20 protein-coding genes and 5 tRNA genes are annotated in these 23,910 nt (G+C 69.3%); 13 read left to right on the top strand and 12 right to left on the bottom strand.

Annotated features, from left to right (window positions below):
* Positions 1 to 32: 32 nt before the first annotated feature.
* Positions 33 to 569 (bottom strand): hypothetical protein, encoded by a 537-nt coding sequence (locus tag E5671_RS32320; RefSeq protein WP_160507404.1) that lies wholly within the window; start codon positions 567 to 569, stop codon positions 33 to 35.
* Between the two features lie 204 nt (positions 570 to 773).
* Positions 774 to 1,394, bottom strand: a complete 621-nt coding sequence (locus E5671_RS32325; RefSeq protein ID WP_160507405.1) for a YceI family protein — start codon at positions 1,392 to 1,394, stop codon at positions 774 to 776.
* Positions 1,395 to 1,693: 299 nt separating this feature from the next.
* Between E5671_RS32325 and E5671_RS32330 the strand changes: the two genes are divergently transcribed.
* Together E5671_RS32330 and E5671_RS32335 are read left to right on the top strand one after the other, a co-directional pair.
* Positions 1,694 to 3,289 (top strand): acyl-CoA carboxylase subunit beta, encoded by a 1,596-nt coding sequence (locus E5671_RS32330; protein WP_160507406.1) that lies wholly within the window; start codon positions 1,694 to 1,696, stop codon positions 3,287 to 3,289.
* A gap of 33 nt (positions 3,290 to 3,322) precedes the next feature.
* Positions 3,323 to 3,520, top strand: a complete 198-nt coding sequence (locus E5671_RS32335; protein ID WP_160507407.1) for an acyl-CoA carboxylase subunit epsilon — start codon at positions 3,323 to 3,325, stop codon at positions 3,518 to 3,520.
* 1,434 nt (positions 3,521 to 4,954) lie between these two features.
* Here E5671_RS32335 and E5671_RS32340 read toward each other — a convergent pair.
* The 8 genes from E5671_RS32340 to E5671_RS32375 all read right to left on the bottom strand — a co-directional run bounded on the left by E5671_RS32340 (position 4,955) and on the right by E5671_RS32375 (position 15,542).
* Positions 4,955 to 5,539 (bottom strand): GTP-binding protein, encoded by a 585-nt coding sequence (locus E5671_RS32340; protein ID WP_030361923.1) that lies wholly within the window; start codon positions 5,537 to 5,539, stop codon positions 4,955 to 4,957.
* A complete protein-coding gene (locus tag E5671_RS32345) occupies positions 5,520 to 6,119 on the bottom strand; it encodes a DUF742 domain-containing protein (RefSeq protein ID WP_160507408.1) in 600 nt (199 codons plus the stop codon). The genes E5671_RS32340 and E5671_RS32345 overlap by 20 nt, the downstream gene beginning before the upstream one ends.
* A gap of 93 nt (positions 6,120 to 6,212) precedes the next feature.
* Entirely contained in the window at positions 6,213 to 6,626 is a 414-nt protein-coding gene (locus tag E5671_RS32350) for a roadblock/LC7 domain-containing protein (protein ID WP_135330751.1), read from the bottom strand.
* A 10-nt stretch (positions 6,627 to 6,636) separates the two neighbouring features.
* Positions 6,637 to 9,819, bottom strand: coding sequence for a nitrate- and nitrite sensing domain-containing protein (locus tag E5671_RS32355; protein WP_160507409.1), 3,183 nt, complete (start codon positions 9,817 to 9,819; stop codon positions 6,637 to 6,639).
* Between the two features lie 340 nt (positions 9,820 to 10,159).
* On the bottom strand, positions 10,160 to 10,741 hold the full coding sequence (locus tag E5671_RS32360) for an ATP/GTP-binding protein (RefSeq protein WP_160507410.1): 582 nt from the start codon (positions 10,739 to 10,741) through the stop codon (positions 10,160 to 10,162).
* On the bottom strand, positions 10,722 to 11,126 hold the full coding sequence (locus E5671_RS32365; protein ID WP_160507411.1) for a DUF742 domain-containing protein: 405 nt from the start codon (positions 11,124 to 11,126) through the stop codon (positions 10,722 to 10,724). Before E5671_RS32365 ends, E5671_RS32360 begins: the two co-directional genes overlap by 20 nt.
* 120 nt (positions 11,127 to 11,246) lie before the next feature.
* Positions 11,247 to 11,666: a roadblock/LC7 domain-containing protein gene (locus E5671_RS32370; RefSeq protein ID WP_098244998.1), complete on the bottom strand. Its 420-nt coding sequence runs from the start codon at positions 11,664 to 11,666 to the stop codon at positions 11,247 to 11,249.
* Positions 11,667 to 15,542 (bottom strand): sensor histidine kinase, encoded by a 3,876-nt coding sequence (locus E5671_RS32375; RefSeq protein ID WP_336605900.1) that lies wholly within the window; start codon positions 15,540 to 15,542, stop codon positions 11,667 to 11,669.
* A 573-nt stretch (positions 15,543 to 16,115) separates the two neighbouring features.
* On the opposite strand from E5671_RS32375, the gene E5671_RS32380 reads away from it, so the two are divergent.
* From E5671_RS32380 to E5671_RS32420, 9 genes are all read left to right on the top strand, one after another.
* Entirely contained in the window at positions 16,116 to 16,316 is a 201-nt protein-coding gene (locus E5671_RS32380) for a hypothetical protein (RefSeq protein WP_160510548.1), read from the top strand.
* Between the two features lie 145 nt (positions 16,317 to 16,461).
* Entirely contained in the window at positions 16,462 to 17,250 is a 789-nt protein-coding gene (locus E5671_RS32385) for a fumarylacetoacetate hydrolase family protein (RefSeq protein ID WP_160507413.1), read from the top strand.
* Positions 17,243 to 18,724, top strand: coding sequence for a glutamate--tRNA ligase (gene gltX / locus E5671_RS32390; protein WP_160507414.1), 1,482 nt, complete (start codon positions 17,243 to 17,245; stop codon positions 18,722 to 18,724). Before E5671_RS32385 ends, gltX begins: the two co-directional genes overlap by 8 nt.
* A 70-nt stretch (positions 18,725 to 18,794) precedes the next feature.
* The gene (locus E5671_RS32395) at positions 18,795 to 19,520 is read left to right on the top strand and encodes an HAD family hydrolase (protein ID WP_160507415.1); all 726 of its coding nucleotides are present in this window, start codon (positions 18,795 to 18,797) and stop codon (positions 19,518 to 19,520) included.
* Between the two features lie 87 nt (positions 19,521 to 19,607).
* Positions 19,608 to 19,679: transfer RNA gene (locus E5671_RS32400), tRNA-Gln, on the top strand.
* Positions 19,680 to 19,700: 21 nt separating this feature from the next.
* A tRNA-Glu gene (locus tag E5671_RS32405) sits at positions 19,701 to 19,773 on the top strand.
* Between the two features lie 62 nt (positions 19,774 to 19,835).
* Positions 19,836 to 19,908, top strand: a tRNA-Glu gene (locus E5671_RS32410).
* Between the two features lie 28 nt (positions 19,909 to 19,936).
* A tRNA-Gln gene (locus E5671_RS32415) sits at positions 19,937 to 20,008 on the top strand.
* A 40-nt stretch (positions 20,009 to 20,048) separates the two neighbouring features.
* A tRNA-Glu gene (locus tag E5671_RS32420) sits at positions 20,049 to 20,121 on the top strand.
* A 71-nt stretch (positions 20,122 to 20,192) separates the two neighbouring features.
* Here E5671_RS32420 and E5671_RS32425 read toward each other — a convergent pair.
* The gene (locus E5671_RS32425) at positions 20,193 to 20,840 is read right to left on the bottom strand and encodes a MerR family transcriptional regulator (RefSeq protein ID WP_160507416.1); all 648 of its coding nucleotides are present in this window, start codon (positions 20,838 to 20,840) and stop codon (positions 20,193 to 20,195) included.
* Positions 20,841 to 20,989: 149 nt separating this feature from the next.
* Here E5671_RS32425 and E5671_RS32430 point away from each other — a divergent pair, with 149 nt between their 5' ends.
* Positions 20,990 to 21,448, top strand: coding sequence for a DUF4188 domain-containing protein (locus E5671_RS32430; RefSeq protein WP_160510549.1), 459 nt, complete (start codon positions 20,990 to 20,992; stop codon positions 21,446 to 21,448).
* A 125-nt stretch (positions 21,449 to 21,573) separates the two neighbouring features.
* Here the strand turns inward: E5671_RS32430 and ndgR are convergent, their stop codons facing one another.
* On the bottom strand, positions 21,574 to 22,290 hold the full coding sequence (gene ndgR / locus E5671_RS32435) for an IclR family transcriptional regulator NdgR (RefSeq protein ID WP_053137572.1): 717 nt from the start codon (positions 22,288 to 22,290) through the stop codon (positions 21,574 to 21,576).
* 181 nt (positions 22,291 to 22,471) lie between these two features.
* On the opposite strand from ndgR, the gene leuC reads away from it, so the two are divergent.
* Positions 22,472 to 23,905, top strand: a complete 1,434-nt coding sequence (gene leuC, locus E5671_RS32440) for a 3-isopropylmalate dehydratase large subunit (RefSeq protein ID WP_160507417.1) — start codon at positions 22,472 to 22,474, stop codon at positions 23,903 to 23,905.
* The last annotated feature ends 5 nt before the right edge of the window (positions 23,906 to 23,910 follow it).

Here is a 23,910-nt window from a genome sequence, read left to right on the forward strand (position 1 = left end):
AAGCTGGACCGCGCTCTAAGGCAAGCGGTGACTCAAACGCCCTGCGGCGGCGAGACGGGCCAGCTCCCCGAATGCCCCGGCGGGAGCGCCAAGTCGCGCCGCACCGCCTGGTAGTAGCCCTCGCGCGAGGTGCGCTGACGCTCCAGGAGGGTGGACCAGGCGTCGGGGTCCCGGATGTCCTCGCGCAGGAAGCGCTCCATCTCGATGACGGTGAGGACCCAGACCCGCGCCTTGTCCACCACGTCCGGCGTACCGAGCATCAACAGCGCCTCACCGGCCGGATCCCGCGCGATGGCGGCCTCCGCCAGATGGGGCGCCGCTTCTTCGGGGGACAGGGAGTGCGGGTGCGGGTCGTTGCCGAGGTGGGCCGCGACGCGGTAGGTGAGCGTGACCGTCTGCTTCACCACGCGGGCGTAGTCGCCGTAGACGGCGAGGCGCCGCTCCTCCCAACGGGCGGCCTGCTCCCGCTGGAAGCGGGCCCGATCGCCGCGGGTGATAGCCAGATACGAACCGAGCGCACCGACGATCACGCCTATCAGGGCGGGCAGTTGCTGTATGAACTCAGGCACGGCCGAACGGTATAGGAGGAGCAGAGGGGCCCGGAGAGATACCGGACAGATGGATACGGCGAAGGCCACTCGCCCCGGGCGCCAAGCACTCGCAACGAAAACCAAGCCGCCCACCCACCCCACCCCTTGGCACTACGGGGCAATCGGGTGGGTGGGCGGGAAAGCATCCGCCGCGAAGCGGCGGCCCAGAAGTCGCCCCAGGGCTCAGGAGCCAGAACGAATCGCGGAAATGTCGAAGCTCAGCTTGATCCTGTCGGAGACAAGCACCCCACCCGTCTCCAGCGCCGCGTTCCACGTGAGGCCCCACTCCGAGCGGAGAATCTCCGCCTTGCCCTCGAAGCCGACCCGCTCGTTCCCGAAGGGGTCCGTGGCCGAGCCGTTGAACTCGAGGTCGATAGCCAGCGGCTTCGTGGTGCCGAGGATCGTCAGGTCACCGGTGATGCGATAGTCGTCGCCGCCCAGCGCCTCGGCCTTGGTGGAGCGGAACGTCATCTCCGGGAACTCGTCGATCTTGAAGAAGTCCGAGCTCTTCAGGTGACCGTCGCGGTCGGCGCTGCCGGTGTCGATGCTCTCCATCTTGATGTCGATGGAGGCCGTCGAGCCGGACGGGTCGGTGCCGTCCAGGTGCAGCGTGCCGGCGACGTCGGTGAAGGATCCCTTGACGTTCGTGACCATGGCGTGGCGGGCGACGAAGCCGATCGACGTGTGCGAGGGGTCGATCGCGTACTCGCCGGTCAGGGCGGCCAGATCCGGGTTGACCGGGGCGGACATCGTGGCGGGGGCGGAGGAAGTGGCGGTTTCGTTCTTGCGGCCGAAGAGACCCATGACTGCTCCTTGGGGACGAGCTGCGACCGGGAAGCCGAGCTGCGAGCTACGGGGGATGTATCTGTTGAATGTTCAACGAGAATGACTCTAACGCGATTCAGTTCAACATTCAACCACCTTGACGGTGTGAGGTGTCTCTCACGCGAACCTTTGTGGAATTCCTACAGCGCGGCGGCCCTCTGAACAGTCACTTCGGGCGCACTGGAGTCACCTTCTGTTCGGGGGTGCCAGGAAAACGGGCCGGAGACTGTTCAGAGTCGACGGTCCGTTTCTATGGGCCCGCTTCGTAAGGTCACTACATGACCGTTTTGGACGACACCGCTTCTTCTCCCGACGGCGAGCCCACCGACGCGCGTGGGCGCGTGGCCGAGCTGCACGCGATCCGTGCCGAGGCACTGCGCGGCCCGAGTGAGAAGGCGACGAAGGCCCAGCACGCCAAGGGCAAGCTGACCGCACGCGAGCGGATCGAGCTGCTTTTGGACGCGGGTTCGTTCCAGGAGGTCGAGCAGTTGCGTCGGCACCGGGCGACCGGTTTCGGCCTGGAGGCGAAGAAGCCGTACACGGACGGTGTGATCACCGGCTGGGGCACGGTCGAGGGGCGCACGGTCTTCGTGTACGCCCATGACTTCCGCATCTTCGGCGGCGCGCTGGGCGAGGCGCACGCGACGAAGATCCACAAGATCATGGACATGGCCATCGCGGCGGGCGCGCCCTTGGTGTCGCTGAACGACGGCGCGGGAGCCCGTATCCAGGAGGGCGTCTCGGCGCTCGCCGGGTACGGCGGGATCTTCCAGCGCAACACCAAGGCTTCGGGTGTCATCCCGCAGATCTCGGTGATGCTGGGCCCGTGCGCGGGCGGCGCCGCATACTCGCCCGCCCTGACGGACTTCGTCTTCATGGTCCGCGAGACCTCGCAGATGTTCATCACCGGCCCGGACGTGGTGCGTGCGGTGACCGGCGAGGAGATCTCCCAGAACGGTCTGGGCGGCGCGGACGTGCACGCCGAGACGTCGGGCGTGTGCCACTTCGCGTACGACGACGAGGAGACCTGCCTCGCCGAGGTCCGCTACCTCATCTCGATGCTGCCCTCGAACAACCGCGAGAACCCGCCCACCCACGAGTCGGACGACCCGGCGGACCGCCGCTCGGACGTCCTGCTCGACCTGGTCCCGGCGGACGGCAACCGCCCGTACGACATGGCCAAGGTGATCGAGGAGCTCGTCGACGACGGCGACTACCTGGAGGTCCACGAGCGCTGGGCCCGCAACATCATCTGCGCACTGGCCCGCCTGGACGGCAAGGTGGTGGGCATCGTCGCCAACCAGCCGCAGTCGCTGGCCGGGGTCCTGGACATCGAGGCCTCCGAGAAGGCGGCCCGCTTCGTCCAGATGTGCGACGCCTTCAACATCCCGATCATCACGCTCCTCGACGTACCCGGCTTCCTGCCGGGCGTGGACCAGGAGCACGGCGGGATCATCCGGCACGGCGCGAAGCTCCTGTACGCGTACTGCAACGCCACGGTGCCCCGCATCTCCCTCATCCTGCGCAAGGCGTACGGCGGCGCGTACATCGTCATGGACAGCCAGTCCATCGGCGCGGACCTGACCTATGCGTGGCCGACGAACGAGATCGCGGTGATGGGCGCCGAGGGCGCCGCCAACGTCATCTTCCGTCGGCAGATCGCGGCGGCCGAGGACCCCGAGGCCATGCGGCAGAAGATGGTCAAGGAGTACAAGGCCGAGCTGATGCACCCCTACTACGCCGCCGAGCGAGGCCTGGTCGACGACGTCATCGACCCCGCCGCCACCCGCGAGGTGCTCATCAGCTCCCTCGCGATGCTCCGCAACAAGCACGCAGATCTGCCGTCCCGCAAGCACGGCAACCCGCCGCAGTAATTCCTGCAGTAGCCCACAAGGAGAACGCTGCACATGAACACTCCCGACATCCGCGTCGAGAAGGGCCACGCCGAGCCCGAAGAGGTCGCCGCCATCACGGCGATCCTGCTGGCCCGTAGCGCCGCCGCCACCGCGCAGGCGCCCGCGCCCCGCCGAGGCCGCGACAAGGCCGGCTGGCGCCGCCTGGAGCGCACCCCGGGCTTCCGCGCCCCGCACAGCTGGCAGGGCTGAGCCCCCGCCTCACGGCACCCAACAGGACCCCGCACCACTCCTGGTGCGGGGCCCTGCTGCGTTCCCCGCAGCGACGGAGCCGTGCCCGCTGCCGTCGCCCTGCACCCGGGAGGGAGTTGGAGCTCCGGCGCCCCGGGGGCTGAATCGGTGACCGGGGCCGCCCGGTTGTCCTGAGGTTGGCGGTTCCGGGCCGGGTGTAAAGGGCGCTCCGCTGCGCTACGCGTCGGCTGCGCCGATTCCGCTGCGCTCCACCCTTGACACCCGCCCCTCCACCGCGCGAGGGAAGACGACCGGACGGCCCAAGGGGCGGGACTCTCGACCACTCCCGTCAGACCATCCCGCTTTCCTGCCGGGTGCGGACTGGTTCGTCGAGGGCACCGTCACGGGATGCGGTGCGCGGCTGCCCCGGGAATCGATGCGGGTCTCGTCAAGCGTCTGCCGACCGGATCGTCGGGGGTGGCCGGTGGGGGAGAGGGTGCGCGGCTGCATCGGGGAGGGGTGACGGTCTTGTCAGGCGTCCGCCGACCGACCGGCCGATCGACCGGATGCAGGCAGCGCGGCAGCTTGCGGCTGGCGATGGCCAGTTGCCCCGACTGGCCCGAGGGGTGCGACTGGCCCGAGGGGTGCGAGGGGTGGGGGTCCGGCACCTAATTCCGAGAAGGCGCGTTACGTAGCGCGTGCGCCCCCCTTCTGCCAGAACGCAACTTCGCCAAAGTAGGTGCCCCGCCGCCCGGGCTCCGTCGCCCGGCGCCCCGCGCGTGTGGATTGCAGGAGAATCCCGCTGCCCCCGCCTCCTGCCCGGCGTGTCGTGGGACTTTCTTGCAATCCGTTCAGCGAGCCACGCGCTAACCCACCCCGCCCGTGACGACCCTCCCATCCGCCCCGAAAGATCCGGTCGGCAGACGCTTGACGAGACCGGCACCCCACCACCCCGCGCGATCGCGCGCCCCTCCCTCTGGCGGCCACCCCCGACGATCCGGTCGGTAGACGCTTGACGAGACCGGCATCGATTCCCGGAGCGGCTGCGGACCGGGCGCCCGCCCTTCTCCCCGTGCCGGTCACGCCGGAAGAACCAGTCCGCACTCGGCAGGAATGCCGGACGGCCCGACGGGAGTGGTCGAGAGTCTCGCCCCTTGGGCCGTCCGGTCGTCTTCCCTCGCGCGGTGGAGGGGCGGGTGTCAAGGGTGGAGCGAAGCGGAATCGGCGCAGCCGACGCGTAGCGCAGCGGAGCGCCCTTTACTCCCGGCCCGGAACCGCCAACCTCAGGACAACCGGGCGGCCCCGGCGCCCAAGCAACGCCACCGGTCCGGCGAAGCCCCCGCCCCCCGCCCCCAGGCAGACGCGCAGACAGGCAGACGCGAGGGGCCCCGCACCGACCTGACGGTGCGAGGCCCCTCGGAGTACCGGCAAGGACTGCTACTGCTACTGCTACTGCTACCGCAGCCGTGCCATCAGCGCGTGTTCCACGAGCGTGATCAGCGCGCTCTTCGCGTCCGCGCGATGCCGCGCGTCCGTCGTGATGATGGGAGTGTCCGGGCCGATCTGCAGCGCCTCGCGCACCTCGTCCGGCGTGTACGGCTGGTGGCCGTCGAAGCCGTTGAGGGCGATGACGAAGGGCAGGCCCGAGTTCTCGAAGTAGTCGACGGCCGGGAAGCAGTCGGCGAGGCGGCGGGTGTCCACGAGGACCACCGCGCCGATCGCGCCGCGGACCAAGTCGTCCCACATGAACCAGAAGCGGTCCTGCCCCGGCGTACCGAAGAGGTACAGGATCAGGTCCTGGTCCAGGGTGATGCGGCCGAAGTCCATGGCGACCGTGGTGGTCGTCTTGTCCCCGGTGTGGGTGAGGTCGTCGATGCCCGCGGACGCGGACGTCATGACGGCCTCGGTGCGCAGCGGGTTGATCTCAGAGACCGCCCCGACGAACGTGGTCTTGCCCACGCCGAAGCCGCCCGCCACCACGATTTTCGCGGAAGTGGTGGAGCGGGCTGTTGCTCCGCCGCTAGAGCTTGCGAAGTCCACTGAGCACCCTTTCGAGCAGTGTCACGTCTGGCTGGCCGCCGGCGGACTCGTCGCCGCCCGGCTGATGGATGGCGACAAGTCCGGCCTCCGCCAGGTCGGCTACGAGGATCCGGGCGACGCCGAGGGGGATGGTGAGCAGTGCCGAGATTTCGGCCACTGACTTGATTTCGCGGCACAAGTTGCAGATGCGCTGATGCTCGGGCAACTGGCCCTGCAACTGGTGCGGTTGGGCGGTGGTGTGCACCAGCGCCTCGATGGCGAGCTGGTAGCGGGGCCTGGTGCGGCCGCCCGTCATGGCGTACGGGCGCACCAGGGGGTTGCTCGCAGCACCGGCGGGCGCCGGTTCCGGGGCGCGTCGCTGTGGTTGCACTGGCTGGATCCTGGGGGTGTGAGGCTGCTCGTACGGGCTCTGGCGGGGGCCCGGCTGCTGCGGCTGCTGGTAGGGCCTGCGGTGCTGGCTGGGCGCGGAGGGGAAGTTGTATCGGTTCGGCGCCCCGTCGTGCGGTCCCTGCCCCTGGCCGTGACCAGGCGACCAGTTGGCCGATGACGAACCGTCCGGGGGTGTTCCTGAGCCTGCCACGTACTCCTCCTCCGACTGTGCCGGGCACCATCATTCTGGAGCCGCGTCCCGAAACCTTACGGCCACGGGACGCGAAAACGCACCGTACGTCTACTAGTTGAGAAGGCTCCCCTGCAGCTCCGCACGCAGGTCGGGCGTGAGAACGGTCCCGGCACGGTCGACAAGAAGTGCCATCTCGTACCCAATGAGACCGATGTCCGCATCGGGGTGGGCGAGGACGGCCAGCGAGGAGCCGTCGGAGATGGACATGAGGAAGAGAAATCCTCGCTCCATCTCCACAACGGTCTGGGTCACGGAACCGCCCTCGAAGATCCGGGAGGCCCCGGCGGTGAGGGAGGTCAGACCGGATGCGACGGCCGCCAGTTGGTCGGCCCGGTCGCGGGGGAAGCCTTCGGACATCGCCAGAAGGAGTCCGTCGGCGGAGACCACCACCGTGTGGGACACCCCAGGGGTGTTGTCCACGAAGTTGGTGATCAACCAGTTCAGGTTCTGCGCCGCCTGGCTCATCGGGCTCACACTAACGCTCCTGGTTGTAGGTGCTGTCAGGGCCGAGGCCCTGGCCATTCGTGGTGTCACTGCCTGCGCTGCGTCCCCGCTGGACGCCGCGGCGCAGGTTGCTCAGCCGACCCCGAACGTCCTCGGGGTCGCGGGAGACCTGAGGGCCGCCCTGTGGGGTCTGTTCCGCCGTGCCCTCGACCAGATTGGCCTTGGGCACCCGCTTCGGGAGACCGGACGGGGTGACCCCACCCGCCTTGGGCTCCTTCAGGGACTCGGCGCGCTGCCAGCGGTCGTCGTTGGACGTACGCCAGCTGCTGTCGTCGTTGTTGCCGAACGCGTCGCCGGTCGGGGCCGGGGCCGGAACGCTGCCGTTGCCGTTCGCACCGGCTCCGCCTCGGCGCGGGAGACCCGCGGCGGTCGTGTCGTGGACTGCGGACGGAGCCGGCCCGGGACGGTCGAAGCCTACGCGCTCGGCGCCGTTCGCGGGAGCCGCCGGACCAGATTCCGCTTCCGGGGAGTACTCGGCCTGATACGAGCCAGAGTTGCTCTCGTATCCGTCACGCGTCGGCCAGTCGTCCTGGTGAGAGCGGTCCGGGTAGGCCACGAAGGGCTCGGACACGGCACCCGTACGAGCGGCGTGATCGTCGTGACCGGCCTCCGTATAGGGGGCGTCCTGGTAGCCGTCCTGCGCCGGGTAGTACGTCTCGTCGTACGCCGGCTGCACGGCCTGACCCTGGTTGTACTCGTCGTACACCGGGGCCTGCTGGTCGTACGCGGGCTCGTAACCGCCCTGCTGCTGGTCGAAGCCCTGCTGCGGGTCCACCTCGTCGCGGAAGAGCGGACGGCCGTCACCGGACTGCGCCTGCGCCTCCAGGGCGGCACGCCGCTCCTCACGCATCAGCGAGCGGCCCACGGGGTCGAGATCAGGGGAGTCGACGGCGTCGCCGTTGTAACGGCTGTCGTCGAAGCCCAGTTCGGCCGCCGTGCGCATCGGCTGGTGGTTGAAGGCGGGCTGCTCCGGGGCCTGCTGCTCCGGCATGATCGAGGAGACCGTGAACTCGGACTCGGGCAGCTGGTGTTCGCCACCGCCACCGTGCGTGATCCCGTCCGGGAGCATGACGAGCGAGGTCGTGCCCGCCTGCTCGCCCGAGGGGCGCAGCTGGACGCGGATGCCGTGCCGGTCGGAGAGGCGGCCGACCACGAACAGACCCATGCGCTGGGAGATCGCGGCGTCCACCGTCGGCGGGTTGGCCAGCTTGTGGTTGATGTCCGCGAAGTCCTCGGCGGTGAGGCCGATGCCCTTGTCGTGGATCTCGACCATGACGCGGCCGTCGGGAAGACGGGTCGCGGTGACGCGGACCTTGGTCTGCGGCGAGGAGAACGTGGTGGCGTTCTCCAGGAGCTCGGCGAGCAGGTGCACGAGGTCGGTCACGGCGAGGCCGTGGATCTCGGCCTCGGGGACGCCGGAGAGCTCGATGCGCTCGTACTGCTCCACCTCGGAGGAGGCGGCGCGCAGGACGTCGACCAGCGGGACCGGCTGGTCCCAGCGGCGGCCGGGCTCCTCGCCGGAGAGGACCAGGAGGTTCTCGCCGTTGCGTCGCATACGGGTCGCCAGGTGGTCCAGGCGGAAGAGGCTCTCCAGCTGGTCCGGGTCGGCCTCGTTGTTCTCCAGGTCGGTGATGAGGGTCAGCTGGCCCTCGATCAGGGACTGGTTGCGGCGCGAGAGGTTGGTGAAGATCGCGTTGATGTTGCCACGGAGCAGTGCCTGCTCGGCGGCGAGCCGCACGGCCTCGCGGTGCACCTGGTCGAAGGCGCGGGCGACCTCGCCGATCTCATCCGTGGAGTTGATCGGGATGGCCTGTACGCGGGTGTCGACGCGGCCCGGGTCCGTACGCGAGAGCTGGTCGACCAGCATCGGCAGGCGCTGCTCGGCGATGCCGAAGGCGGCCGTACGCAGCTGGCGCATCGCCTTGGACATCTGGCGGGCCATCATCCCGGCCAGGATGAAGGCGGCGAGCAGGGCGATCACGACGATGGCGCCGGTGATGTAGGCGTTGCGCTGGGCGTTGGACGCGATGTCCGACGCCTCGGTCACGGCCTTGTCGGCGAGGTCGGACTCGATGGTCCGGTACGCGTCGAACTTGGCGGACGTGGTCGCCCACCAGGCTTCCTTGGTGACGCCCTTGCCTGCGAGCGTGACGCGGGCGCTGGGCTGCGTGCTCGGCAGCGTCGCGATGGCCGAGACCATGTCCTCGGGGGACGGCGGCGGGACGAACGTCTTGCCCTGGGCCTTCGCGGCCGCGGCGGCCTGCTTGGCCTGCTTCTCGCCGTCCGCCTTCAGCTTCTTCTTGGCGGCCTCGAGCTTGGCGACGTCCTCGGGGGTGCCACCGCCCGTGTACTCCTCGATGGCGATGCCCTCGAGGTAGGCGTACGAGGAGAGCGCGACCTTCTGCTTGCCGAAGCTGCTCGCGGTGGGGCCCGGCTTGACCAGCAGGTGCATGCCGATGGAGCGCTCGAGGGAGAGCGCGGCCTTGGTCAGTGAGATGGCGTAGACCGTGCGGCCGTAGCTGGTGATGTTTCCGGTGCCCAGACCGAGCTCGTTGGCGAACTCCATCAGGGGGTGCTGGATGGCGACGTAGCCCTCTTCGGTCTGCGCGCCGGAGAGCTTGGAGGTGTACGCGGCCTGGCGCAGGGACTGGAGGCCCGGCTCCACCTTGTGGAAGCCGTCAAGGCGGCGCTTGAGGCCTTCCTTCTGCGGCATGTTCTCGGCGGCGGCGTCGAACTCGTCGCCGGCCTTGTCGGTGGCCTTGCGGGCCTTCACGACGGCCGGGTTGTTCTTGTCGCCGCGCAGCAGCGGGGCGGCGGAGATGTCGCGCTCTTCGATGAGGCGGTTGCCGTAGTTCAGCGAGGCCTGCACGAGGCGGGCCGTGTTCTCGGCGTCCTGGGCTTCGCTCCAGGTGTCGATCGAGCCCTTGACCTGGAAGCCGCCCATGACGAGGCCGACGAGCACGGGTATCAGGAGGATCGCGTTCAGGCGGGTCGGCACGCGCCAGTTGCGCGGGGACATTCTGCCGCCGGTGGGGGCCGGCGGCTCCATGCCCTGCACATCGGTGGGGGACGCCGCTGTGCGCGGCGGCGGGGTGAAGTTGCCCCGCGTGTCCCGCGTATGCGGCGGTGCGGGGCTCGTCTTGCTTCGCCTCACTCGACCAACAACCTCTCGGCGGCGGGACCTACACCGGTCCCGCTGTCGTCTCCAAGGCCCGTGCTACTGGGCAGTTCAGCGCATTCCAGCACGTCAGGGGGTCCTCTACCAAACAGTGAGAAGCGCTGGTTCCGAGTGGTGTAAGCCTCAGATAAAACGGTCAAATAGAGCGAGCCCCGCCAAAAGGCGGGGCTCTTGTGCGCACAGCGACACCGGACGACCGCGACGCGTGGCGGCGCCCGGCGAATTCTCTGTCGAAACGTTATGAACAGAGCGGTCATCCGTGTCAAAGGACACAGACCGCTCTGTGGAATCTACGGCAACTGCCGTACTGCCTCGTCTACTTGAGTCGTGCCATAAGTGCGTGCTCGACCAGCGTGATCAGGCCGCTCTTTGCGTCCGCACGGTGTCGCGCGTCGGTGGTGATGATCGGCGTGTTGGGACCGATCTGGAGAGCTTCGCGCACTTCATCGGGGGTGTACGGCTGGTGGCCGTCGAAGCCGTTGAGCGCGATGACGAAGGGCAGACCGCTGTTCTCGAAGTAGTCGACGGCCGGAAAGCAGTCGGCGAGACGGCGGGTGTCGACGAGCACCACGGCGCCGATGGCGCCGCGTACGAGGTCGTCCCACATGAACCAGAAGCGGTCCTGACCGGGAGTACCGAAGAGGTACAGGATCAGGTCCTGGTCCAGGGTGATGCGGCCGAAGTCCATGGCCACCGTGGTGGTGGTCTTGTCCCCGGTGTGGGTGAGGTCGTCGATGCCCGCGGACGCGGACGTCATGACGGCCTCGGTGCGCAGCGGGTTGATCTCGGAGACCGCGCCCACGAACGTGGTCTTGCCGACGCCGAAGCCGCCAGCCACCACGATCTTCGCGCTGGTGGTGGAGCGGCCTCCGCCGCTGCTAGAGCTTGCGAAGTCCACTGAGCACCCTTTCGAGCAGTGTCACGTCAGGCTGACCGCCGGCGTTCTCGTCGCCGCCGGGCTGGTGAATGGCGACGAGCCCGGCCTCGGCCAGGTCGGCCACGAGGATCCGGGCCACGCCGAGCGGCATGGAGAGCAGAGCCGACACCTCGGCCACCGACTTGACCTCGCGGCAGAGGTGGCAGATGCGCTGGTGCTCGGGGAGCAGTCCCATCAGCTGGGCCGGGTCGGCCGTCGTGCTCACCAGCGCCTCTATCGCGAGCTGGTAGCGGGGCCTGGTCCGGCCGCCGGTCATCGCGTAAGGACGCACCAGCGGCTGGTCGCCTTCATAGCCGTACGACGCCTGAGAGCCGTACGGATCGTGAGAGGCGTTGGGCGGGGTCATGGATCCTCCGGGCGGGACAGCAGGTGGTCTGCGTGCCGTCTGATAGAGCCGGTGGGGGGCACCAGGTTGGCCGGACGGTGGTCAGTACGTTCGGTCGGTGGGGCGGCCGATGGAGAAGAGCTAGTGCAGCAGGCTGCCCTGCAGTTCGGCGCGGAGGTCCGGGGTGAGGACGGCGCCCGCGCGGTCGACGAGGAGCGCCATCTCGTATCCGACAAGGCCGATGTCGCACTCGGGGTGCGCGAGCACGGCCAGGGACGAACCGTCGGAGACCGACATGAGGAAAAGGAACCCCCGCTCCATTTCCACCACGGTCTGGGTGACGGCGCCGCCCTCGAAGATCCGCGAGGCCCCGGCGGTGAGGGAGGTCAGACCCGACGCGACCGCGGCCAGCTGGTCGGCGCGGTCACGCGGGAAGCCCTCGGACATCGCCAGAAGGAGGCCGTCGGCGGAGACCACGACGGTGTGGGACACCCCGGGGGTGTTGTCCACGAAGTTCGTGATCAACCAGTTCAGATTCTGTGCCGCCTGGCTCGGACTCAACTAACGCTCCTGCTGGTGAGTGGGGTAGCTGCCGGTCTGGCCGGTACCGGCCTGGCGACCCTGCTGGATGCCCCGACGGAGATTCGTCAGCCGGCCGCGCACGTCGTCGGGCGCACGCGAGACCTGCGGACCTGTGCTGTCCTGCTGCTGCTGTGCGGTGCCCGCGACGAGGTTGGCTCGCGGTACGCGGCGCGGCAGGCCGGACGTGGTGACGCCACCGGCGGACGGCTGCCGGACGCGCTCGGCCTGGCGGCCCAGCTCGTCGTTGGGCGAGGTGCGCCAGGATGCGGCGCTGCCGTTCGTGACGTTGCCGCCGGTTCCGCCGCCGGTGCCGTTGGAGGCGGGGGCCGGCCGCTGGGGAGCGGCCGGGTTCTGCGGCTGCTGTGCCTGCGGCCTCTGTGCCTGCGGCCTCGACGGGAGGGGCGAGGAGGGCGACGAGGCCTGCGGGCGCTGCGGCCGCTGGGGCTGCTGCTGCTCGGGGGCGCTGCCCTGGGGCGGCTGGTGCCCTTGCTGCTGCTGTTGCTGCTGCTGGAACCAGTTGGTCTCCAGCGTGTCGAACAGCGGGGTACGGCCGTCACCGGGACCGGCGGGCGGCAGGCCCTCCGGCTGTACGGGCTGCTGGGGCTGGGAGGGCTGCTGCGGAACCGGCGGGAGGCCCTGCTGACCCGGGCCCTGACCCTGACCCTGACCCGGGCCCTGACCCTGAGCCGGACCCTGACCCTGAGCCGGACCCTGACCACGCCCAGGCGCGTCGCCCGCGTCACGGCCACCGCGCTGCTGCTGCGGGGCACCGGCACCCGGCGTACCGCCGTTGTTGTAGCCGGGGGCGCTGGTGCCGGGACGCTGGAACTGCCCCGTACCGGAGGACGAGGAGGAGTCCTGGCCGCCGAAGACGTCCGGGCGGACGAACTGCCCGGTGCCCTGCTGGCCCTGGCCGCCCTGCTGCGGCGAACCCGTACCGGGCGGCGGCCCGTTGAAGTCCGGCCGGGCGAACTCGGCGGTCGAACCGGGGCCCTGCGCGGAGGCGCCGGCCGCGGGGTGCGGGAACTGTCCGGTGGACTCCGGCTCCTCGTGCCCACGCGGGGTGTCGAACGGCTCCCGCGAGATCTGCGGCTGCGCGTTCTCGTCGCTCCAACTGGGCACGCGCGGCTGCGGGTTGCCCCCGGGAAGCTCGGCACGCGGACCACCGCGCGGCGGCAGCTGCGGCCTGTGCCCCTGGCCCCCGGCGTCGTTCGCGGGTCCGGAGGGCTTCGCGGGACCTGCGGGGTTCACCGGGTTCGTACGCTGCTGGGGCACGGGAGGCTGCGGCGCGGAAGCCTGACCGCGACCACCACCCTGCCCGGCCTGTCCACCCTGTCCGCCTTGCCCGCCCCCGAAGAGACTGCCACCGGTACCGGCCGAGGCGCCCTGGCCGGGCTGTCCCTGCCGGGGAGGCTGCTGACCCGACGGGCCCGCCGGAGCGGACGGCGAACCGGCACGCGGCCCCCCGTCGCGCGAAGGCAGTGCGGCACGCGGCCCCGAGCCCGTGACCTGACCACGAGGCGGACCGGCGCCGAGCCTGCCCTGGGAGCCCGCGGGACCCGAGCCGGGCGCACCGTTTCCGCCACCGTTCCCGGCGCCGACTCCGCGACGCGCGGCAGCGGCACCCGCCGAGGCCTGCGCGGCGACGGGGCCACCGCTCTGGCCGGGGGCGGGCGCACCGGGCTTGTTCGGCGCCTTCTTGCCGCCCTGGGCGACATCGATGGGCAGCATGACGAGCGCGGTCGTACCGCCGGAGTCCGAAGGACGGAGCTGGATGCGGATGCCGTGACGCTGCGACAGACGGCCGACCACGAACAGACCCATGCGGCGCGAGACCGAGACGTCCACGGTGGGCGGCGACGCGAGCCGCTCGTTGATCGCGGCGAGGTCCTCGGGCGAGAGGCCGATGCCCGTGTCGTGGATCTCGATCAGCACACGCCCGTCGGGCAGCGCGTGACCGGTGACCTTGACCTTGGTCTGCGGCGAGGAGAACGACGTCGCGTTCTCCAGGAGCTCGGCGAGCAGGTGCACGAGGTCGTTGACCACGCGTCCGGCGACCTCGGTCGTCGGGACCGCGGAGAGTTCGATGCGCTCGTACTGCTCCACCTCGGACGCGGCGGCACGCAGCACGTCGACGAGCGGGACGGGCCGGGTCCACCGGCGGCCGGGCTCTTCACCGGCGAGAACGAGGAGGTTCTCGCCGTTACGGCGCATGCGGGTCGCGAGGTGGTCGAGCTTGAACAGCGAGGAGAGCTGGTCGGGGTCGGCCTCGCGCGACTCCAGCTCGGAGATGAGCGAGAGCTGGCGCTGGATAAGACCCTGCGAACGCCTCGACAGGTTGGTGAACATCGCGTTGACGTTGCCTCGCAGCAACGCCTGCTCGGCGGCGAGGCGGACGGCCTCGCGGTGCACGTCGTCGAAGGCCGCGGCCACCTGGCCGATCTCGTCCCTGGAGTGCACACCGACGGACTCGACGGAGGTGTCGACGTCCTGCGGGTCGGCCTCGGAGAGCTGCTTGACGAGCTCGGGCAGCCGGTCCTGGGCGACCTTGGTCGCGGTGTCCTGGAGGCGCCGCAGCGAGCGGATCATGGACCGGGCCACGACGAAGGCGCCGACGAGCGAGACACCGAGGACGAGCAGGATCAGCGCACCGTTGAGGATGGCCGCCTGCTCGGACTCGTTGCGCAGCTCTCGGGCCTTCTGCTCCATCTCGTTGAGCAGCGTGAGCTCGATCTTGGACATCGCGTCGATCTTGGTGGTGTCGTTGTCGACCCAGTCCTTGTACGAGCGCTTGTCCTGGAGCTTGATGCCGCCCTCCTGCTCAAGCACACGCTTGGCGTAGGAGTCGGCGCCCTTGATGGAGGAGTTGCCGCCGTCGATGGGCTTGGTGAGCTCGTCGGGATTGCCCGAGTAGATGCCCTTGAAGGCATCCAGTTCGGAGTTCTCCTTGTCGAGCGCGGACCAGCCGTAGCGCCGGTCGGTCTCGGAGATTTTACCGAAGGTGTTGTCACCGGCTGGGAGCGAGGCAGCGATCACGGCACGCTGCACCGAGGCGTACTCCTTGGCGGAGGAGAAGGCCGTCAGGGCGCGGGTGCGCTGGATCATGTCCGGATTGCTGGTCGCCTGCGCCATGTCCGAGGACAGGGTGAGCAGCTGCTCGATGAGCTGGCTGTAGGCATCGACCGTCTGCGACGTGGAGTTCTCGTCGTCGTAGGCGTTCTTGCGTACGTCGTTGATCTTCTGGAGCTGCTGGGTGATCTCGACGGTGTTGGCGCGGACGCCGAGGAGACCCTTGTCGCCGTCGGTGTTGTCGAGGTCCTGCGTCTCCTGCAGGAAGCGGTTGTAGGCGCGGTCGGTCTTCTGCCGGGCGCCCTTGACCACGTAGTCCGAGGAGTTCGCGCCGTGCGCGAGGGGGCCTGCCGAGCGGTCGCGCTCCTCCTGGAGCGCGGAGGCCAGCTCGGTGGCGCGCTTGGTCATGTCGGTCAGCAGCTTCATGTTGTTGAGCTGCTGGATCTCGTCCATGGACTCGTTGATGCGGAGCGCGCCCAGGGAGGTCGCTGTGATCACGGGGAGCGCGAGCAGCGAGACGAGGCGGGTGGAGATGCGCCAGTTGCGCAGGGCTATTCGCGAGCCGGGTCCTGTGGGCGACTTCACGGTGCCCGTCGTACTGCCCGATGCCGGGGAGGCCGTGGGCAGACTCACGCCGCCGGCTCCGCGCACGGCTCCGGGGCCGTTGTCGCCGGACGGTACCTGCCCGGGGTTCTGGGCGTGCTGGGCCGAGGAGCCGCGGTCGGTCCCGCCGCGCTCCGGCTCCGCCGCAGCGCTGCTGCCATCCCTCTTGAAACGTCCCTGCACTAGCGTCGCAACCTCTGGACCAGGCGTCCCTCCGCATAACGGCGGGACGGTGTCGGCGTCGTGGGGCGCAGAACGCCCCATGGTGGTCGTGAGTGACCGGCGCTGCTCCCCTTTCCCGCCGCCACTCGGCGCTGCGTTGCGCCCCTGCGCGCCGGTTCGATCCCGCGGCGGTCCCGGGAATTCCAGCACAGTGCAGGATCTCCAACAAGGCCCGTGTGTCGCGCCGGGACCTCCGTGACTGGGTGTGAGTGACGCGTCACGAGCGGTAGAAAGTGATCTGGGGCAAAACGGTCTATTGGGCCCAGGAAAGCTCTGGCTGACGGGTGTCCCAGTCTTCATGATCGGGAGCGGAATGATGGCTTCAGTGGCGCAATGTCCGATTCCAACAAGGCCTACACGGGCCTGAATTGACCCTTTTGCCCGGTCGCTCGTGAGCAAACTCACATGAAGATCAAGGCCTCATCCGGGCTTTGGGCGGGAATTGGATGTTTAGCCTGACGCTTTACAGGGATGGCGAATCCGACAACCCGCGTCCTCCGTACGACGCCTCAACTGACAGGGCACGAACAGCAGATGAAGACTGTGAAGTCGGCGATGTTCCGCAACATAGCCAACCCGCGCCGCACCACCCTCGCCCACCTCACGGACGCGCAGGAGGTCGCCCCGGCCGCCGAGCAGCCGGACCACGCGACGGAACTGCCGACGGTGACGGCCAACCCGAAGCGCACGATCCTGATGGACGCGCCGGAGGAATCCAGCCCGTCGGCGGCCTGAGGATGATCAAGCCCGTCCGGCGATTGAGGACGAGCGCTCAGGCGCGATCGCGGCGGGCGAAGCCGCGGGGCCACAGGAGGCTTGGCGGCACACGGCCACGTTAGCCTGGGGGGTCAGACTCTCCCTCCAGCAAAGGGCACCGCTCTTGCGCATCGCCAGGTTCTCCATCGACGGCAACGTCGCCTTCGGCGCGGTCGAGGGCGAAAGCCCCCCCGGAACGACCGATGGGCTCGTCCTCGACATCATCAAGGGCATCCCGTTCGCGGACTTCGAGCTCTCCGGCACGAAGGTCCCGCTGAGCAAGGTCAGGCTGCTGCCTCCGGTGCTCCCCAACAAGGTCGTGGGCATCGGCCGCAACTACGCGGACCACGCGGCGGAACTCGGCAACGAGGTCCCGGACGTCCCCGTCGCGTTCTTCAAGCCGTCGACCTCGGTGATCGGCCCCGGCGACGCCATCGCGTACCCCTCCTTCTCGCAGGAGGTGCACTACGAGGCCGAGCTGGCCGTGGTCATCGGCCGCATGTGCCGCGAGGTCCCGCGCGAGCGCGCCCGTGACGTCATCCTCGGCTACACCTGCGCCAACGACGTCACCGCGCGTGACGTACAGAAGCGCGAGAACCAGTGGGCAAGGGCCAAGGGCTTCGACAGCTCCTGCCCGCTCGGCCCCTGGGTGGAGACCGACCTCGACCCCTCCGACCTCACCATCCAGTGCACGGTCAACGGCGAACAGCGCCAGCTGGGGCGTACGGCCGAGATGGTCCGCTCCATCGAGGACCTGATCGTGCACATCTCCGAGGCCATGACGCTGCTCCCGGGCGACGTCATCCTCACGGGCACCCCGGCAGGGGTCGGCCCCCTCAACGTCGGCGACGAGGTCGCCGTCACCATCGAAGGCATCGGCACTCTCACCAACAAGGTGATCAAGCGTGGCTAACGCGACCCCCGTACGCGTACGGTTCTGTCCCTCGCCGACCGGCAACCCCCACGTGGGCCTGGTCCGCACCGCTCTCTTCAACTGGGCCTACGCCCGGCACAACGAGGGCTCCCTGGTCTTCCGCATCGAGGACACCGACGCGGCTCGCGACTCGGAGGAGTCGTACGAGCAGCTGCTCGACTCGATGCGCTGGCTGGGCTTCGACTGGGACGAGGGCCCCGAGGTCGGCGGCCCGCACGCGCCGTACCGCCAGTCGCAGCGCATGGACATCTACCAGGACGTCGCCAAGAAGCTCCTGGACGCCGGCCGCGCGTACTACTGCTACTGCTCCACAGAGGAGCTGGACACCCGCCGCGAGGCCGCGCGCGCCGCCGGCAAGCCGTCCGGCTACGACGGCCACTGCCGCGACCTCACGACCGAGCAGCGTGCCGCGTACGAGACGGAGGGCCGCAAGCCCATCGTCCGCTTCCGCATGCCCGACGAGACGATCACGTTCACGGACCTGGTCCGCGGCGAGATCACGTACCAGCCGGAGAACGTCCCGGACTACGGCATCGTCCGCGCCAACGGAGCACCGCTCTACACCCTGGTGAACCCGGTCGACGACGCCCTGATGGAGATCACCCACGTCCTGCGCGGCGAGGACCTGCTCTCCTCGACCCCGCGCCAGATCGCGCTCTACAAGGCGCTGACCGACCTGGGCATCGCCAAGGTGACCCCGGCCTTCGGCCACCTCCCGTACGTCATGGGCGAGGGCAACAAGAAGCTGAGCAAGCGCGACCCCCAGGCCTCGCTCAACCTCTACCGCGAGCGAGGCTTCCTCCCCGAGGGCCTCCTTAACTACCTGTCCCTCCTGGGCTGGTCGTTCTCCGCGGACCAGGACGTCTTCTCGATCCCGGACATGGTCGCCAAGTTCGACCTCGCGGACGTGAACGCCAACCCGGCCCGCTTCGACCTGAAGAAGGCCGAGGCGATCAACGCCGACCACATCCGCATGCTGGACGTGAAGGCGTTCGCGACGGCGTGCGAGCCGTGGCTGAAGGCCCCGCACGCCAACTGGGTCCCCGAGAGCTTCGACCAGGCGGCCTGGGAAGCCATCGCGCCCCACGCCCAGACCCGCATCAAGGTCCTCTCCGAGATCACGGAGAACGTGGACTTCCTCTTCCTCGACAAGCCCGTCGAGGACGAGGCGTCCTGGACGAAGGCCATGGGCAAGGGCGACCCTGCCGCGCTCCTGACGACGGCCCGCGCCAAGCTCGACGCCGCCGACTGGACCTCGCCCGAGTCCCTCAAGGAGGCCGTCCTGGCCGCCGGCGAGGAGCACGGCCTGAAGCTCGGCAAGGCCCAGGCCCCGGTCCGCGTCGCAGTCACCGGCCGCACGGTCGGCCTGCCCCTCTTCGAGTCCCTGGAGATCCTGGGCAAGGAAAAGTCGCTGACCCGCATCGACGCGGCCCTGGCGAAGCTGGCCGCGTAAGTACGTACGTTCAGAACGAAGGGCCCGGAAGCCACCACGGCTCCCGGGCCCTTCGCATACCGTCGAAGACATGCCGATCAAAGCCGTGGTCTGGGACATCGACGACACGATCTTCGATTACGCGCACGCCGACACCACCGGCATGCACGCCCACCTCACCGCCGAAGGCCTCATCGAGCGGTACGAGACCGCCGAGCGCGCCCTGGACCTGTGGAAAGAGGTCACCGAGCGCCACTGGGCACGCTTCAGCGCCGGAGGGGTCGAGTTCCAGGCGCAGCGCCGCGACCGCGTGCGCGACTTCCTGGGTGCCGTCCTGAGCGACCAGGAGGCGGACGCCTGGTTCGAGCGTTACCTCACACATTACGAATCCGCCTGGACCCTCTTCCCCGACACCGTCCCCGTCCTCGACGCCCTCGCCGACGACTACCGCCACGCGGTCCTGTCCAACTCCGCCCTGATCGTCCAGGACCGCAAGCTGCGCGTCCTCGGTGTGCGCGACCGCTTCGAGTCCGTCCTGTGCGCCGCCGAACTCGGCGTCTCCAAGCCTGCGGCTGAGGCCTTCCTCGCGGTGTGCACGGCGATGGGGCTCGCGCCCGAGGAAGTGGCCTACGTGGGGGACCAGCCGGAGATCGACGCACGAGGCGCCCGTGACGCGGGTCTTCTCGGGATCTGGCTCGACCGCAACAGCGCGGCCCAGGAAGGCCCGTCGGGCGTGCACCGCATCACGCGTCTCACCGAGCTGCCGCCGCTGCTCCGCGCCGATACCCGTTTTGGAGCGCCGTCCACCTTCGGGTAATGTTCTTCCTGCGCCGCCCGAGAAGGCCGAAAGGTCCGAACAGGAAGCGCAAGTCGAGCAAAACTCCCGCAAGGGGTTGCGTATCGATGGCCTATGGTGTAATTGGCAGCACGACGGTTTCTGGTTCCGTTAGTCTAGGTTCGAGTCCTGGTAGGCCAGCTCGCAGAGCTTATCTGCAACGCCCCCGTTGTGTAGCGGCCTAGCACGCTGCCCTCTCAAGGCAGTAGCGCCGGTTCGAATCCGGTCGGGGGTACAGATCCTTCCCATGGAAGCAGTCAGGGTCGCACCCACTGCTACCGATGCAGGATCGCTAGGGCCCCCGTTGTGTAGCGGCCTAGCACGCCGCCCTCTCAAGGCGGTAGCGCCGGTTCGAATCCGGTCGGGGGTACGCAGGGTCTAGCTGGTCTAGACCACAGTGGGCTATGGTGTAATTGGCAACACGACGGTTTCTGGTTCCGTTGTTCTAGGTTCGAGTCCTGGTAGCCCAGCGCAGTACAGCAGGACAAAGCAGTGCAGCAGGACAAGCTAGCCCCCGTTGTGTAGCGGCCTAGCACGCCGCCCTCTCAAGGCGGTAGCGCCGGTTCGAATCCGGTCGGGGGTACAGAAGAAGGGGCCTTCCCGCAAGGGAGGGCCCCTTCGTCGTGCCCCGGCAGGTCGGGCGGGGCGGGCGGGTCAATTCTCCTGCCCGTAGCGGCGGTTGGACTCCTCGGCCTGGGCGAGCCTGCGCAGGCTCAGCAGGACCGGCTCGTACAGCACGGTGAGGGCGACCGCCGCCTCCAGCTGTTCGTCGGGCGACTCGTGACGCTCCACCAAGTCCAAGTCGGCAACGGCCAGTTGACCGGCGGAGCGCGCGTACGGCGCCAAGTCGTCCACTGTGCAGGGGTATCCGAGCCGGGCGAGCGTCCCGACCGCGGTCACGAGCATGCCGTACGCCGGTGAATCGGGTCCGTACCCCTGGCTGAAACGCCAGTCGAGCCGGTCGAGGAGGGCGTCCACCGTCTGGCGTGCCGTCTCCGTCGCCGGATCGTCGGCGTCCGGCTCGGGGCCGTGGGGGAGCGCCCAGACCGCCGTGCCCAGACGGGAGTTGTGGTCAAGGGAGTCGTCCTCCAGCGCGGTGAGCACCTCCCGGGCGGACGCGATCGGCACCCGCCCCACCTGGATGAGCGCCCGGACGAGGCGAAGCCGCCGCAGGTGTGTCTCGTCGTACTCGGCCTGCGTCGCGCTCACGCGGCGGCCCGGCGGGAGCAGGCCCTCGCGCAGGTAGTACTTGATCGTGGCCGTCGAGACCCCGCTGCGCGTGCTGAGCTCCGCCAGTCTCATCGGCTCACTTCTCCTCTTGCTTCTTGCCTCTTGCGGATCCCTGTTGCTTATCCCCTTGGGGAGTGGCACTATCCAATCATGGATAGCTGAGCTATCCAACGCTCTCTGAAGGGGGAACCATCGTGAGCACCAAGCCGATCGAAGGGCGCATGACAGCCGACGCGCAGGGCCAGGTCACCGTCTTCAACATCGGGATGCGCATCAACAACTTCCGTGCCCTGCGCAGCTGGTGGCCCGTCTTCCGCGCGATGCCGCGGATGCTCAAGGAGCTGTCCCAGGACCGCGAGAGCGGGATGCTCGGCTATCAACTGCTGCTCGGCGGGGCGCGGGTCCTGTACGTCGTGCAGTACTGGGAGTCGTCCGAGAAGCTGCTCGCCTACGCGTCCGCGCAGGGCAAGGAGCACCGGCCCGCCTGGGCCGCGTTCAACCGGCGGATGCAGGAGGGCAAGGGGAAGGTCGGCTTCTGGCACGAGACGTATGTCGTGCCCGAGGGCGCCCATGAGGCGGTGTACATCAACATGCCGGAGTTCGGCCTGGGTGCGGCCGTCGGTGTGGTGCCGGTGGGCCGCAGGGGAGACAGGGCCGCGGACCGCCTCAAGATGGCCTGAGGACGCGGGGGGGGGCGACAGAAAAACGCCCGAGGGGCCGCCGCGGCGTTGAGGCGGCCCCTCGGGCGTTCTGTGTGCTGTCTGTGCGTGCGTGCGGGCGCGGGGTCGGCCCGTGCGCGTGCGGGTCAGCCCGTGCGGCGCAAGGCCTCGGACAGGCGCCCCGCGGCGTCGATGATGGCCTGCGCGTGCATCCGGCCCGGGTGGCGGGTCAGGCGCTCGATCGGCCCGGAGACCGATACGGCGGCGACCACGCGGTTCGAGGGCCCGCGCACGGGGGCGGAGACGGACGCGACGCCCGGCTCCCGCTCGCCGATCGACTGGGCCCAGCCCCGGCGGCGTACGCCCGAAAGGGCCGTGGCCGTGAAGCGGGCGCCCTGGAGGCCGCGGTGCAGGCGCTCCGGCTCCTCCCAGGCCATCAGGATCTGCGCGGACGAGCCCGCCTTCATCGTGAGCGTCGAGCCGACCGGGACCGTGTCCCGCAGGCCCGAGAGGCGCTCGGCAGCGGCGACGCAGATGCGCATGTCGCCCTGGCGGCGATAGAGCTGCGCGCTCTCGCCCGTCACGTCACGCAGGTGCGTGAGGACCGGGCCCGCCGTGGCGAGCAGGCGGTCCTCGCCGGCCGCCGCCGCGAGTTCCGCGAGCCGCGGGCCGAGAATGAAACGGCCCTGCATGTCGCGCGCCACCATCCGGTGGTGTTCCAGTGCCACGGCGAGGCGATGTGCCGTGGGTCGTGCGAGTCCGGTGGCCGCGACCAGGCCCGCGAGGGTGGCCGGACCGGACTCCAGGGCGCTCAGGACGAGAGCCGCCTTGTCGAGAACGCCGACGCCGCTAGAGTTGTCCATGCGTCGATACTCGCGTCTCACTCTGTGAAACGCAAGTTCAATTTTCGATGGAACACGTCACCCTGGGACGTGCGATCCGCGGACCAACGGAAAGCGGTCCACGCACGGCACGAGGGGTACGGGCGTGGACGAACAATTCTCTAGTTGGGCCGGCCCAACACAGCCGGTCGGAGGGAAAGCGATGGGTAGGACACTCGCGGAGAAGGTCTGGGACGACCACGTCGTCCGGCGCGCCGAAGGCGAGCCCGACCTCCTCTTCATCGATCTGCACCTGCTGCACGAGGTGACGAGCCCGCAGGCCTTCGACGGCCTCCGTCAGGCCGGCCGGCCGGTGCGGCGGCTCGACCTCACCATCGCGACCGAGGATCACAACACCCCGACCCTCGACATCGACAAGCCCATCGCGGACCCGGTCTCGCGGGTGCAGTTGGAGACGCTGCGCAAGAACTGCGCGGAGTTCGGCGTACGTCTGCACTCGCTGGGCGACGTCGAGCAGGGCGTCGTCCACGTGGTGGGCCCGCAGCTGGGCCTGACCCAGCCCGGCACCACCGTGGTCTGCGGCGACTCCCACACCTCCACGCACGGTGCCTTCGGCGCGCTGGCGTTCGGCATCGGCACCTCCCAGGTCGAGCACGTCCTGGCGACCCAGACGCTGCCGATGGCCCCGCCGAAGACCATGGCCATCACCGTCGACGGCGAACTGCCCGACGACGTCACGGCCAAGGACCTGATCCTCGCCATCATCGCCAAGATCGGCACCGGCGGCGGCCAGGGCTACGTCCTGGAGTACCGCGGCTCCGCCATCGAGAAACTCTCGATGGAAGCCCGCATGACCATCTGCAACATGTCGATCGAGGCCGGCGCCCGCGCGGGCATGATCGCCCCCGACAAGACCACTTTCGACTACATCGAGGGCCGCGACCACGCCCCGAAGGGCGAGGAGTGGGACGCGGCGGTCGCGTACTGGAAGACCCTGAAGACGGACGAGGACGCGGTCTTCGACGCCGAGGTCTACATCGACGCCACCGAGCTCGCGCCGTTCGTCACCTGGGGCACCAACCCGGGCCAGGGCGCGCCGCTCTCGGCGCAGGTCCCCGATCCTGCTTCGTACGAAGACGCGTCGGAGCGGTACGCCGCCGAAAAGGCCCTGGAATACATGGGGTTGACCGCGGGACAGGCGCTGCGCGACATCAAGGTCGACACCGTCTTCGTAGGTTCGTGCACCAACGGCCGTATCGAGGACCTGCGTGCGGCCGCCTCCATCGTCGAGGGCCGCAAAGTCGCCGACGGCGTACGGATGCTGGTCGTCCCCGGCTCGGTCAGGGTCGCCCTGGAGGCCGTCGCGGAGGGCCTGGACAAGGTCTTCGTCGCCGCGGGCGCCGAATGGCGGCACGCCGGCTGCTCGATGTGCCTGGGCATGAACCCCGACCAACTGGCGCCCGGCGAGCGCTCCGCGTCGACCTCCAACCGCAACTTCGAGGGCAGGCAGGGCAAGGGCGGCCGCACCCATCTGGTGTCGCCCCAGGTCGCCGCCGCCACCGCGGTGACGGGCCACCTGGCCTCGCCCGCCGACCTGACTGACGCCCCTGACGCCCCTGTGACAGCCGGAGTCTGAGAGCC

It is taken from the genome of Streptomyces sp. BA2 (assembly GCF_009769735.1).
Lineage (GTDB): Bacteria > Actinomycetota > Actinomycetes > Streptomycetales > Streptomycetaceae > Streptomyces.

Excerpts from the sequence above, each read along its gene's own strand:
- leuC (WP_160507417.1), top strand. The coding sequence starts at position 22,472 with ATGGGTAGGACACTCGCGGAGAAGGTCTGGGACGACCACGTCGTCCGG.
- E5671_RS32395 (WP_160507415.1), top strand. The coding sequence starts at position 18,795 with ATGCCGATCAAAGCCGTGGTCTGGGACATCGACGACACGATCTTCGAT.
- E5671_RS32335 (WP_160507407.1), top strand. The coding sequence starts at position 3,323 with ATGAACACTCCCGACATCCGCGTCGAGAAGGGCCACGCCGAGCCCGAA.
- E5671_RS32365 (WP_160507411.1), bottom strand. The coding sequence starts at position 11,126 with ATGACCCCGCCCAACGCCTCTCACGATCCGTACGGCTCTCAGGCGTCG.
- E5671_RS32425 (WP_160507416.1), bottom strand. The coding sequence starts at position 20,840 with ATGAGACTGGCGGAGCTCAGCACGCGCAGCGGGGTCTCGACGGCCACG.
- E5671_RS32325 (WP_160507405.1), bottom strand. The coding sequence starts at position 1,394 with ATGGGTCTCTTCGGCCGCAAGAACGAAACCGCCACTTCCTCCGCCCCC.
- E5671_RS32430 (WP_160510549.1), top strand. The coding sequence starts at position 20,990 with ATGACAGCCGACGCGCAGGGCCAGGTCACCGTCTTCAACATCGGGATG.
- ndgR (WP_053137572.1), bottom strand. The coding sequence starts at position 22,290 with ATGGACAACTCTAGCGGCGTCGGCGTTCTCGACAAGGCGGCTCTCGTC.
- E5671_RS32330 (WP_160507406.1), top strand. The coding sequence starts at position 1,694 with ATGACCGTTTTGGACGACACCGCTTCTTCTCCCGACGGCGAGCCCACC.
- E5671_RS32350 (WP_135330751.1), bottom strand. The coding sequence starts at position 6,626 with ATGAGCCAGGCGGCGCAGAACCTGAACTGGTTGATCACCAACTTCGTG.
- E5671_RS32380 (WP_160510548.1), top strand. The coding sequence starts at position 16,116 with ATGAAGACTGTGAAGTCGGCGATGTTCCGCAACATAGCCAACCCGCGC.